This is a genomic window from Duganella sp. BJB1802 (assembly GCF_013369445.1).
In the GTDB taxonomy this organism is placed as follows: Bacteria; Pseudomonadota; Gammaproteobacteria; order Burkholderiales; family Burkholderiaceae_D; genus Rugamonas; species Rugamonas vulcania_A.
Genome location: NZ_JABWEF010000010.1, coordinates 1 through 12258, shown reverse-complemented (window position 1 = coordinate 12258; position 12258 = coordinate 1). Strand labels below are relative to the sequence as shown.

Here is a 12258-nt window from a genome sequence, read left to right as displayed (position 1 = left end):
GAGACTTAGTGCTTGTGGCCGCAGCCCTTGTGGTTCTGCCCACCGGGGCCGGTCAGCGTGACGCCGGTTTCGCGGCCGCTGTCACCCTCGAAGCCTGATGCGTGCAGGCGATCCATGTAGTTGGCCCACAAGGCGTCTTTCTCATTGCCCAGCTTGTACAGGTAATCCCAGGTGTACAAGCCCGTGTTGTGGCCGTCGGTGAAGGTCGGCTGCACCGCGTAGTTGCCCACCGGGTCCATCGCCGCGATGCCCACTTCGCGCTTGCCCACCTGTAGCACCTCCTGCCCTTCCCCATGCCCCTTCACCTCGGCCGACGGCGAATACACGCGCAGCAGCTCGAACGGAATCGAGAACGAGGCGCCATCGTCGAATTCGATGTCCAGCACTTTGGATTTGTTGTGGACGGTCAGGCCGGTCGGTTGCTTGCTCATGGTTTATGCTTTCAAACGTTCGATGATCGCCGCGTGCAGGGCCGGCAGCAATGCGCGGCGCGCAGCCAGCACCTCCGGCGCCGACGCGCGCTGCGCGGCAGCCCAGGTCGGATTCGGGAAGTGCGCGTCGTCCACGTAGCGCGGGATCACGTGCCAGTGCACATGCGGCGTCATGTTGCCAAAGCTGGCCAGGTTGATCTTTTCCGGCGCCATCACCGCGCGCTGTGCGGACTCGACCGCCCACACCACCTCCATCACGCGGCCGCGTTCGGCCGGCGACAGGTCGGTCATTTCCTTGACGTGGGCGTTCCACACCACGCGCGTGAAGCCCGGATACTCGGCCTCGTCCACGGCGACCACCGACAGCTGGCGGTCGCTCCAGATGACGGCGCCGGCGGCGGGCGCCGCCAGCAAGGCGCACAGGTCGCAGGCCATTACACCAGCACCCGCTCGATGCCGCCGTCGTTGGCGCGCTTGACGTAGTCGGCCATCCAGTTCTCGCCCAGCAGGTGCTTGGCGATCTCGACCACGATGTAGTCGGCCGTCGTGCCCGCGTCCTCGCCGTAGCGCGACACGCCGCCCAGGCAGGCCGGGCAGCTGGTCAGGATCTTCACTTCGCCGTCGAAGCCGTCGGCGCGCAGCTTGTCCGCACCCTTGATGACTTCCTCTTCCTTGCGGAAGCGCACCTGCGTCGAGATGTCGGGACGCGCGATCATCAGCGTGCCCGAATCGCCGCAGCAGCGGTCGTTCTTCTCGATCTTGACGTTGTCGTGCGTCTGGATCAGCGAGTTGACGGTCTTGGTCGCCTCCTGCATCTTCATCGGCGTGTGGCAAGGCTCGTGGTACATATAGCGCGTGCCGGTCACGCCTTCCAGCTTGACCTGCTTCTCCATCAGGTACTCATGGATGTCCATGATGCGGCAGCCCGGGAAGATCTTGTCGAACTCGTAGGTCGCCAGCTGGTCGTAGCAGGTGCCGCACGAGACCAGCACGGTCTTGATGTCCAGATAGTTGAGCGTGTTGGCCATGCGGTGGAACAGCACGCGGTTATCGGTCATCATCTTCTCGGCCTTGTCGTACTCGCCCGAGCCGCGCTGCGGATAGCCGCAGCACAGGTAGCCCGGCGGCAGCACGGTCTGCACGCCCACTTCCCACAGCATGGCCTGCGTGGCCAGGCCCACCTGCGAGAACAGGCGCTCCGAGCCGCAGCCAGGGAAGTAGAACACCGCTTCCGTGTCGGCGTTGGTGGCCTTGGGATTGCGGATGATCGGGATCACCTTGTCGTCCTCGATGTCCAGCAAGGCGCGCGCGGTTTTCTTCGGCAGGCCGCCCGGCATCTTCTTGTTGATGAAGTGGATCACCTGCTCGCGCACCTTGGGCTTGCCCACCGTTGGAGGCGGCGCCTTGGTCTGCTTCTTGGCGAATTTCTTCAGCAAGTCGTTGCCCAGGCGCTGGGCCTTGTAGCCGATGCCGACCATCGCCGCGCGGGTGGCGTTGATGGTGGCCGGATCGGTGGCGTTGAGGAAGAACATCGCCGCCGACTTGCCGGGATTGAAGCTCTTCTTGTCCATCTTGCGCAGCAAGTTGCGCATGTTCATCGACACGTCGCCGAAGTCGATGTTGACCGGACATGGCGTCACGCATTTATGGCAGACCGTGCAGTGGTCGGCCACGTCCTCGAATTCTTCCCAGTGCTTGATCGAGATGCCGCGGCGGGTCTGCTCTTCGTACAGGAAGGCTTCGATCAGCGACGAGGTCGCCAGGATCTTGTCGCGCGGCGAGTACAGCAGGTTGGCGCGCGGCACGTGGGTCGAGCACACCGGCTTGCACTTGCCGCAGCGCAGACAGTCCTTGACGCTGTTGGCGATCTCGCCGATGTCGCTTTGCTGCATGATCAGCGATTCGTGGCCCATCAGGCCGAACGACGGCGTGTAGGCGTTGGACAAATCGGCTTCCATGCCGGCCAGGTTCAGCAGCTTGCCCTTGTTGAAGCGGCCTTCCGGGTCGACGCGCAGCTTGTAGTCGCGGAACGGGCCGATCTCTTCTTCGGTCAGGAACTCCAGCTTGGTGATGCCGATGCCGTGCTCGCCCGAGATCACGCCGTTGAGCGAACGGGCCAGCGTCATGATGCGCGCGACAGCCTGGTGCGCCAGTTGCAGCATCTCGTAGTGGTCCGAGTTGACCGGCAGGTTGGTGTGCACGTTGCCGTCGCCGGCGTGCATGTGCAGCGCCACGAACACGCGGCCGCGCAGCACGCGCTTGTGGATGGCGGTCGCTTCGTCGAGGATCAGCTTGTAGGCGGCGCCGTTGAAGATCTGGCGCAGCTGGGCGCGGATTTCCTGCTTCCAGGTGACGCGGATGGTGCGGTCCTGCACCACGTCGAACAAGGTCGCGTCCGGCTGGGTCTTCAGGCGCTCGTCGAACACCGGCAGCAGGCGCTCCAGGCCCAGCTCGGCCAGTTGCGCGGTGACGGCGGTCAGCGGCTTGTCGAGCTCGGCCAGCAGGAAGGTCCAGCGCGCCTTCACCTGGGTCAGCAGCGCTTGCGCCTGCTGCTCGCGGTCGCCCAGCATTTCGGCGTCGCCGACGGCGTCGTCGGCGTCGTCGCTCTTGCCGATCGGCAGATTGCCGGCGGCGAAGAACTGCTGCAGCTCATCGGCCAATTGCAGCTTGTTCTTGATCGACAGTTCGATGTTGATGCGCTCGATGCCGTCGGTGTACTCGCCCATGCGGTTGAGCGGGATCACCACGTCCTCGTTGATCTTGAAGGCGTTGGTGTGCTTGGCGATGGCGGCGGTGCGGGCGCGGTCCAGCCAGAACTTCTTGCGCGCTTCCGGGCTGACGGCCACGAAGCCTTCGCCCACGCGGGTGTTGGCGATGCGGACCACTTCCGAGGCGGCCATGGCGACCGCGTTCTCATCGTCGCCGACGATGTCGCCGAACAGCGCCATCTTCGGCAATACGCCGCGCTTGGACTTGGTGGCGTAGCCGACCGCGCGCAGGTAGCGCTCGTCCAGGTGCTCCAGGCCGGCCAGGCGCAGCGTGCTGAACTGCTCGCCCTTGGCCGGCAGGCCGTCCAGGTAATCCTTGATTTCCACGATCGACGGGATCGCGTCGCGCGCCTGGCCGAAGAACTCCAGGCAGACGGTGCGGGCGAACTTCGGCATCTTGTGCAGGATCCAGCGGCCCGACGTAATCAGGCCGTCGCAACCCTCTTTCTGGATACCCGGCAGGCCGGCCAGGAACTTGTCGGTGACGTCCTTGCCTAGGCCTTCCTTGCGGAACTTGCGGCCTTCGATCTCCAGCAGCTCGGTCTTGAACGGCTCGCCTTTCGACTCGCCGCGCGCGGTCGGATGGGTCCACTCCAGCTTGAAGCGGGCCAGCGGCGTGTCGTGGATCTTCGACAGGTTGTGGTCCAGGCGCGTGACTTCCAGCCAGTCGCCGTTCGGGTCGACCATGCGCCACGAGGCCAGGTTGTCCAGCGCCGTGCCCCACAGCACGGCCTTCTTGCCGCCCGCGTTCATCGCGATATTGCCGCCGATGCAGGAGGCGTGGGCCGAGGTCGGATCGACCGCGAACACGAAGCCGGCCTTCTCGGCAGCCTCGGACACCTTGTTGGTGATGACGCCGGCGCCGGTGTGGATGGTCGCGTATTCGCGGTCCAGGCCGGGCAGCACCTTCATTTCCACCGGGCCCATGTTGAGCAGCTTCTCGGTGTTGATCACGGCCGACATCGGCGTGAGCGGGATCGCGCCGCCGGTGTAGCCGGTGCCGCCGCCGCGCGGGATGATGGTCAGTCCCAGTTCGATACAGCCCTTGACCAGGCCGGCCATCTCTTCCTCGCTGTCCGGGGTCAGCACCACGAACGGATATTCGACGCGCCAGTCGGTGGCGTCGGTCACGTGCGAGATGCGCTTCATGCCGTCGAAGCAGATGTTGTGCTTGTCGGTGTAGCGGCCCAGCACCTTGTAGGTGCGCTTGCGCAGATCGTAGACCTGCTTGAACTCCTCGCCGAAGTCGGCCACCGCCTTGCCGGCCGCGCGCAACAGCTTGGCCACGTTGGTGCTGCGCTCGCGTGCCGCATCGTCGCCGGTGTCGTCGACGGTCAGGCGGCGCTTGTCCACCTCGGCCAGGCGGTGATGCAGGGCGTCGATCAGTTCCTGGCGGCGCTTCGGGTTGTCCAGCATGTCGTCCTGCAGGTACGGATTGCGGCGGACGGCCCAGATATCGCCCAGCACCTCGTACAGCATGCGCGCCGAACGGCCGGTCTGGCGGGCGCCGCGCAAGGCATCCAGCAAGCTCCACGACTCCTCGCCCAGCAGCCGGATGACGATCTCGCGATCGGAAAACGACGTGTAGTTGTAAGGAATTTCACGAAGGCGCGTGGCCTCGGGACCGTGGGGCGTTTCCGCCAGCAAAGCTTGAATTTGTGCAGGGGCATTCATTGTGAGATTGGACTTGTAGACTGAACCCGGGAGGGTCATTTTAGCGTATTGCGGCGCACCACGCCGGAACAGCCTTAGACAGCCGAGGGGCTATCCGGTTTGCAATAACCCACCAAAAATTTGCAAATTCCGGCTTTTCTTGGCAATGACGGATAAATACCCACCATAAAACTGAACGAAATTCATTCCTGAGCGCTTATGGCAATATGATTGCTTGCACCAAATTAGCCGAGCATTTGGCCGATCCGGTGCCAAACCCCGTCCGGCACGTACAACAGCAGCGAGGTCATGGTCAGGTAGCGCAGCAGTTTTCCGACCGCCATGTAGGCGATGCTGGGCCAAAACGGCAGCTTGAGCCAGCCGCCCAGCGTGCACAGCGGATCGCCGATACCGGGCAGCCAGGCCAGCAGCATGGTCTTGGCGCCGTAGCGTTCCAGCCAGTGGAACCAGCGGCTCTTGCGTTCCTTGGCGAACGATTGCTTGGCCTGGTAGCCCATCCAGTAATCGATGGCGCCGCCCAGCGTGTTGCCGATGGTGGCGACGCCGATCACGCTCCAGAACATGGCCGGGTTGGCCTTGACGACGGCAAACACCGCCGGTTCCGAGCCCAACGGCACCAAAGTGGCGGAGATAAGACTGATGATAAAGACCGACGTCAGGCCCACTTCCGGCGCCGCCAACAGGTGCAGCAGCCAGGCGATTGCAGATTCGATCATCGGTTTCTTTGAGCGGAAGGAAAGGTGTCCATTATAATGAGTCGCACACCGCATGATTGAACAGTCCGGTCGCCCGCCCATCCGCGCGCGGCCCGCGCCCCTGCTTCACCCGGTCACACGCCGGATAGTTAGCACTGAATGAGCAAAACCCATTGGGGTCAAGTCTGACATTCGGACACGGGCTCTACCGTAGCGCGTTGCTACGGTAGAGCCCGTGTCCGAATGTCAGACTTGACCCCACCCCGGAATGACTACGTTTGCAGACCATGACTATCGACTATCTGAAGAAAATCCTGACCGCGCGCGTCTATGACGTCGCTACTGAAACCCCGCTGGAACTCGCGCCGACGCTGTCGCAGCGCTTCGAGAACCGAATTTACTTCAAGCGCGAGGACATGCAGAGCGTGTTCAGCTTCAAGATTCGCGGCGCCTACAACAAGATGGCCCACCTGAGCGAGGCCCAGCGCAAGCGCGGCGTGATCTGCGCTTCGGCCGGCAACCACGCCCAGGGCGTGGCGCTGTCGGCGGCCCGCATGGGCTGCCGCGCGGTCATCGTGATGCCGACCACCACCCCGCAGGTGAAGGTCGAGGCGGTCAAGGTGCGCGGCGGCGCGGACGTCGAGGTGGTGCTGCACGGCGAGTCCTATACCGATGCCTACAACCACGCGCTGCTGCTGGAGCAGGAGCAGAAGCTGACCTTTGTCCATCCGTTCGACGATCCCGATGTGATCGCCGGCCAGGGCACCATCGGCATGGAAATCCTGCGCCAGCATTCCGGCCCCATCCACGCGATCTTCGTGCCGATCGGCGGCGGCGGCCTGATCTCCGGCATCGCCGCCTACGTCAAGCAGATCCGCCCGGACATCAAGATCATCGGCGTGCAGAGCCTGGACTCGGACGCCATGGCGCGCAGCGTCAAGGCCGGCGAGCGCGTGACGCTGGCCGACGTGGGCCTGTTCGCCGACGGCACGGCGGTGCGCTTGGCCGGCGAGGAAACCTTCCGCCTGGTGCAGCAGTATGTGGACGACATCATCCTGGTCGACACCGACGCCATCAGCGCGGCCATCAAGGATGTGTTCAGCGACACCCGCTCGATCCTGGAGCCGTCCGGCGCGCTGGCCATCGCCGGCGCCAAGGCCTATGTCGAGCGCGCGGCGCTGAGCAAGGACCCGATCAAGAACGAGACGCTGATCACCATCGCCAGCGGCGCCAACATGAACTTCGACCGCCTGCGCTTCGTGGCCGAACGCGCCGAGCTGGGCGAGGCGCGCGAGGCGGTGTTCGCCGTCACGCTGCCGGAACAGCGCGGCAGCTTCAAGCGCTTCTGCGCGCTGGTCGGCCCGCGCAACGTCACCGAGTTCAACTACCGCATCAGCGACAAGGACGAGGCCCATGTGTTCTGCGGCGTGCAGATCGCCGACCGCGGCGAGTCGGGCGCGCTGGCGCGCACCTTCGAGCAGCACGACTTCAAGACGCTGGACCTGACCCACGACGAGCTGGCCAAGGCCCACATCCGCCATCTGGTCGGCGGCAAGAGCGCGCTGGCCAAGGACGAGCTGCTGTATCGTTTCGAATTCCCCGAGCGTCCGGGCGCGCTGATGCGCTTCCTCAATTCGATGGCGCCGAACTGGAACATCTCGCTGTGCCACTACCGCAGCCAGGGCGGCGACGTCGGCCGCATCCTGATCGGCCTGCAGGTGCCGCCGGAGGAAATGGACCAGTTCGCGCAGTTCCTCACCACGCTGGGCTACCGCTACTGGGATGAAAGCGCCAATCCCGTGTACAAGCTGTTCCTGGGCTAAGCCCGGCACGACGGCATGGTTTGCGCTACCATGCCGTCCTTCACCGAATCACACAGACCGCCATGACCAACACCGTCGACTTGTCCCCGCTGGGAAAAACCTCCGCCTACCGCACCGACTACGCGCCGGAGCTGTTGTTCCCGATCGCGCGCCAGGGCAAGCGCGACGAACTGGGCCTGACCGGCACCCTGCCCTTCTTCGGCGTCGACATCTGGAACGCCTACGAAATCTCGTGGCTCAACGCGCGCGGCAAGCCGCAGGTGGCGATCGCCCGCATCACGGTGCCGGCCGATTCGCCCAACATCATCGAGTCGAAGTCCTTCAAGCTGTACCTGAACTCCTTCAACCAAACCCGCCTCGACAGCGTGGTCGCGCTGAAGAGCCTGCTGCAGCAGGACTTGTCGAACGGCTTCGGCGCCAGCGTCCACATCTCGCTGACCCAGCCGGAGGAATTCGGCATGGTGGAGATGGGCGAGCTCGACGGCCTGCTGCTGGACCGGCTGGACATCGACATCGACCACTACAGCCCGGCGCCCGAGCTGCTCAAGGCCGCGCTGGACGAGGAGCCGGTCGAGGAGAAGCTGGTCTCGCACCTGCTCAAGTCGAACTGCCTGGTCACCGGCCAGCCGGACTGGGCCAGCGTGCAGATCCACTACGCCGGCCCGCAGATCGACCAGGAGAGCCTGCTGCGCTACCTGATCGGCTTCCGCGAGCACAACGAGTTCCACGAGCAGTGCGTCGAGCGCATCTTCACCGACATCCTGCGCCAGTGCCAGCCGCAGCAATTGTCGGTGTACGCCCGCTACACCCGGCGCGGCGGGCTGGACATCAACCCTTGGCGCAGCAACTTCAGCAGCGCCCAGAAGCCGTCCAATCTTCGTGGCGCACGTCAATAGGTCTGGCACTTTTTCCAATCAAACGGGAAAAATCAGGCGTATGATAGGCGGATGGGGCGCGGTTGCACGCGACGGCGCGCCATTTGGCCACACCGGCCAGAAAACGCGCAAATAATCGGAAATTCGCCCCGGACCCTGGCGAAAAACCGGCGTTTTCCCTGATTCCTACTCAGAAATAGCGATTCCTTTCTTTGCTGCAAATACAGCCCAGCCCGCGCGCCGGCTGGCTGACATAAACACAACGACCGGCGTGAGCGATTTCATGTTACATGGCGCAGAAACCAGCCTATAATTCTGCTCGCATGCCACCTTTGTGCGTTGCAACATTTAATGTCGCGTTATGAATAACCTTAGCAAAATACTCTCACTGGAAAACGTGCAGCTCGATCTGGAAGTGTCCAGCAAGAAGCGCGCTTTCGAGCAGGCCGGCCTGATCTTCGAAAACAACTGCGGCATCGCCCGCTCCACCGTGTCGGACAATCTGTTCGCGCGCGAGCGCCTCGGTTCGACCGGGCTGGGCCATGGCGTCGCCGTGCCGCACGGCCGCATCAAGGGCATGAAGAGCCTGAAGTCGCCGCTGGCCGCCTTCGTGCGCCTGGCCGAGCCGATTCCGTTCGAATCGCCCGACGGCAAGCCGGTCAACCTGCTGTTCTTCCTGCTGATCCCGGACCACGTCACCCAGCAGCACCTGGAGATCCTGTCCGAGATCGCCGAGATGTTCTCCGACGACGCCTTCCGCACCGCGCTGAGCACCGACGCCGATCCGAAATCGGTCCATGCGCGCATCATCAACTGGGTGCCCAGCCTGCAGGCCGCCGGCTGAGTTCGGCTGGGTCGCCGGACTATAGGTTAAACTAAGGTTTAGTTCATCCTCCTGTAAAGACGACCCATGCTGCAAACTCCGCTGACGATCCAACGCCTGTACGACGACAATCGCGAAAGTTTGCAGCTCGGCTGGTTCGCCGGCTTCCCCGGCGGCGAGCGCCTGATCTCCGGCGACGTGGCCTCGGCCGCCGACCAGGTCGGCCACCTGAACACCATCCACCCGGGCCGCATCCAGGTCTTCGGGCACCAGGAAATCAACTACTACCAGCGTTTGAAATCGCTGACGCGCGCCCACGTCATCGGCGAGCTGATCGCCGGCGGCCCGCCGGCGCTGATCATCGCGCAGGGGCTGGAGACGCCGCCCGACATCCTCGCCATCTGCGACGAGAAAAACATTCCGCTGTTCTCCACGCCGCTGCCGGCCGCGCAGGTGATCGACTTCCTGCGCGTCTACCTGTCCAAGAAGCTGGCCCAGCGCATCATCATGCACGGCGTGTTCATGGACGTGCTGGGCGTGGGCGTGCTGATCACCGGCGACTCGGGCCTGGGCAAGAGCGAGCTGGGCCTGGAGCTGATCTCGCGCTCGCACGGCCTGGTGGCCGACGACGCGGTGGAGTTCTCGCGCATCGCGCCGAACATGATCGAGGGCCGCTGCCCGGCGCTGCTGCAGAACCTGCTGGAAGTGCGCGGGCTGGGGCTGTTGGACATCAAGGCCATCTTCGGCGAGACCGCCGTGCGCCGCAAGATGCGGCTGAAGCTGATCGTGCACCTGGTGCGGCGCGGCGCGGCCGACGAGGAGGTGGAGCGCCTGCCGTTCCAGTTCCCGACCGAGGACGTGCTGGGCCTGCCGATCCGCAAGGTGGTGATCCCGGTGGCGGCCGGCCGCAACATCGCGGTGCTGCTGGAGGCCGCCGTGCGCAACACCATCCTGCAACTGCGCGGCATCGATACGCTGCAGGAGTTCATGGAGCGGCAACGGCAGGCCATGAGCGGGGACTAAACAAGTTCCCATGGCTTTTTCGCATCATTGCGAAAACTAAACATGGTCAGGATGGGCAAGCTTTGCCGGGCTGCGGTATCATCCGGGGCTATGCGCATCGTACTCATTACCGGTATTTCCGGCTCCGGCAAATCCGTGGCCCTGAACGTCCTGGAAGACACGGGACACTATTGCGTCGACAACCTGCCGCCCACCCTGCTTGCCAGCCTGGTCGACACCCTGGTCGAGGAAGGCCTGGAGGCGCTCGCCGTCGCGGTCGATGCGCGCAGCGCCGAATCGCTGGCCACGCTGCCGGCCGCCGTCGAGCGCCTGCGCGCGCAAGGCCACGACATCAAGATCATATTCCTGACCGCGAACACCCATTCGCTGGTGGCGCGCTTTTCGGAGACGCGGCGCAGCCATCCGCTGTCGCACGAGCTGCGGCCTGGCCAGAACCCGGCGGCGCGGCGCACGCTGATCGAATGCATCTCGGAGGAACGCGAGCGGCTGTCGACCATCGAACAGCTGGGCCATGTGATCGACACCTCGGAACTGAGCGCCAACAAATTACGCGCCTGGGTCAAGGACCTGGTGGCGATCGAGCGCGCGCCGCTGATCCTGTTCTTCGAATCGTTCGCCTTCAAGCTGGGCGTGCCGCTGGACGCGGACTTCGTGTTCGACGTGCGGGCGCTGCCCAATCCCTACTACGACCTGACCCTGCGTCCGCTGACCGGGCGCGACGCGCCGGTGATCGACTTCCTCAACGCCCAGCCAAGCGCGCTGGACCTGATGAACGACATCCGCGTCTTCATCGAGAAATGGCTGCCATCCTTCAAGACCGACAACCGCAGCTACCTGACGGTGGCGGTGGGCTGCACCGGCGGCCAGCACCGCTCGGTCTACATGGCCGAGCAGCTGGCGGCCTACTTCCAGCAATCCGAACGCGTCATCCTGCGCCACCGCGAGCAGTAGTCCTGGTCATCGGCTCCAGTGCACCACTTCGATGGTGTGGCCGTCCGGGTCCTGGATGATGGTGCCGAAGTAGCGCTCGTTGATGTCGGGCCGCAGGCCGGGTTCGCGCAAGCTGGTCGCGCCCAGGCCCATCGCTGTGTCGAAGAATTCCTGCGCCGCCTGCTGGCTGGGCGCGGTGACCGCGACGTGACTGCGGTCGCCGGCCAGCGCGCCCTCGCCTGCCGACGGGTATAGGCAGAAACTCCAGACGCCATCGGCGCCGTAGATCACCTGCGTGGCATCGCTGTGCTGCAAGATGTAGCCCAGCGGCGCGAAGCAGGCCGTGTAGAAATCCGTGGCGCGCGGCAGTGCGCGGGTGCCGATGGAAACATGGTCGATCATGATGCGGTCCTCCTGAATTGGGAAGCCCATCATACCGAGCGGCCGTGAGACAAAATTGCAAACTCGCCCGCTCCGGTGCAAGAATTATTCGATCTTCACAAAGGCACTTTGGTCTCGAACTTGGCGCAGTTCATGGCCAGCAGGCTCTTGTAATTGCTGACGTTGTTATTCGACGTGAACACGCGCCGCGTGAAGGCCTGGAACGCTTCCATCGACACCGCCGTCACCACCAGCATGAAGTCGAACTCGCCCGCCACTTCGTAGCAGGCCATGACGTCGGGCTCGTCGCGCATCAGCGCTTCGAACATTTTCAGCAGCGAGGTGTTCTGCTGCTCCAGCTGCACCGTGACGAAGGCGGTCAGCGGACGGCCGACGCGCACGCGGTCCACCAGCGCCACCTCCTTGACCAGCACGCCGCTGGCGCGCAACTGGGCGATGCGGCGCTGGCAGGTGGCGGCCGACGCGTGCACCAGCCCGGCGATGCGCCGCAGCGGCATCGCCGCGTCTTCCTGCAGCAGGTTCAATATCTGGATATCGAGTCGGTCCAGTTCGACAGCCATCGGCAGCTCAGTCCAGGTGGCGCAGCGGGTGGGCGTAGTCGGGCCACACCGGCTGGAAGAAGCGCCGCACCATGGCGTCGTCCACCTCCTCCAGCACGGCCGGCTTCCATTGCGGCGCGTTGTCCTTGTCGATCACCAGCGCGCGCACGCCTTCGATCACTTCGCCATCCTCGAAGTTGTGGCGCACCAGCGTGCGCTCCATGCGCAGGCAGGCGGCCACGTCCAGCGCGGCGCCGCGCTCGCCCCGCTCGTGC

At 64.3% G+C, this 12258-nt stretch carries 12 protein-coding genes; 5 read left to right on the top strand and 7 right to left on the bottom strand.

The features are described from left to right. Positions 1–5: 5 nt before the first annotated feature. The 4 genes from HUX88_RS16650 to HUX88_RS16635 all read right to left on the bottom strand — a co-directional run bounded on the left by HUX88_RS16650 (position 6) and on the right by HUX88_RS16635 (position 5589). A complete protein-coding gene (locus HUX88_RS16650; RefSeq protein WP_117014384.1) occupies positions 6–431 on the bottom strand; it encodes a gamma-butyrobetaine hydroxylase-like domain-containing protein in 426 nt (141 codons plus the stop codon). A 3-nt stretch (positions 432–434) separates the two neighbouring features. Then, entirely contained in the window at positions 435–866 is a 432-nt protein-coding gene (locus tag HUX88_RS16645) for an HIT family protein (RefSeq protein ID WP_117014385.1), read from the bottom strand. Further along, positions 866–4873, bottom strand: coding sequence for an FAD/FMN-binding oxidoreductase (locus HUX88_RS16640; RefSeq protein ID WP_117014386.1), 4008 nt, complete (start codon positions 4871–4873; stop codon positions 866–868). Before HUX88_RS16640 ends, HUX88_RS16645 begins: the two co-directional genes overlap by 1 nt. A gap of 224 nt (positions 4874–5097) precedes the next feature. Next, a complete protein-coding gene (locus tag HUX88_RS16635; RefSeq protein ID WP_117014387.1) occupies positions 5098–5589 on the bottom strand; it encodes a YqaA family protein in 492 nt (163 codons plus the stop codon). 266 nt (positions 5590–5855) lie between these two features. Here HUX88_RS16635 and ilvA point away from each other — a divergent pair, with 266 nt between their 5' ends. The 5 genes from ilvA (at position 5856) to rapZ (ending at position 11063) form a co-directional block, all read left to right on the top strand. After that, the gene (gene ilvA / locus HUX88_RS16630; RefSeq protein ID WP_176362487.1) at positions 5856–7391 is read left to right on the top strand and encodes a threonine ammonia-lyase, biosynthetic; all 1536 of its coding nucleotides are present in this window, start codon (positions 5856–5858) and stop codon (positions 7389–7391) included. A gap of 62 nt (positions 7392–7453) precedes the next feature. Continuing rightward, a complete protein-coding gene (gene queF / locus HUX88_RS16625; protein WP_176362486.1) occupies positions 7454–8287 on the top strand; it encodes an NADPH-dependent 7-cyano-7-deazaguanine reductase QueF in 834 nt (277 codons plus the stop codon). A 340-nt stretch (positions 8288–8627) separates the two neighbouring features. Beyond that, entirely contained in the window at positions 8628–9110 is a 483-nt protein-coding gene (locus tag HUX88_RS16620) for a PTS sugar transporter subunit IIA (RefSeq protein ID WP_117014389.1), read from the top strand. A gap of 66 nt (positions 9111–9176) precedes the next feature. Further along, a complete protein-coding gene (hprK, locus tag HUX88_RS16615) occupies positions 9177–10112 on the top strand; it encodes an HPr(Ser) kinase/phosphatase (RefSeq protein WP_008444515.1) in 936 nt (311 codons plus the stop codon). 90 nt (positions 10113–10202) lie between these two features. Next, complete coding sequence (gene rapZ / locus HUX88_RS16610; RefSeq protein ID WP_176362485.1) at positions 10203–11063, top strand: RNase adapter RapZ; 861 nt, start codon at positions 10203–10205, stop codon at positions 11061–11063. 6 nt (positions 11064–11069) lie between these two features. Here the strand turns inward: rapZ and HUX88_RS16605 are convergent, their stop codons facing one another. From HUX88_RS16605 to HUX88_RS16595, 3 genes are all read right to left on the bottom strand, one after another. After that, a complete protein-coding gene (locus tag HUX88_RS16605) occupies positions 11070–11444 on the bottom strand; it encodes a VOC family protein (protein WP_176362484.1) in 375 nt (124 codons plus the stop codon). Positions 11445–11539: 95 nt separating this feature from the next. Continuing rightward, entirely contained in the window at positions 11540–12004 is a 465-nt protein-coding gene (locus HUX88_RS16600) for an Lrp/AsnC family transcriptional regulator (RefSeq protein WP_176362483.1), read from the bottom strand. 7 nt (positions 12005–12011) lie between these two features. Continuing rightward, positions 12012–12258 (bottom strand): enoyl-CoA hydratase/isomerase family protein (locus tag HUX88_RS16595; protein WP_176362482.1); only part of this gene is annotated, 247 nt, incomplete at its 5' end.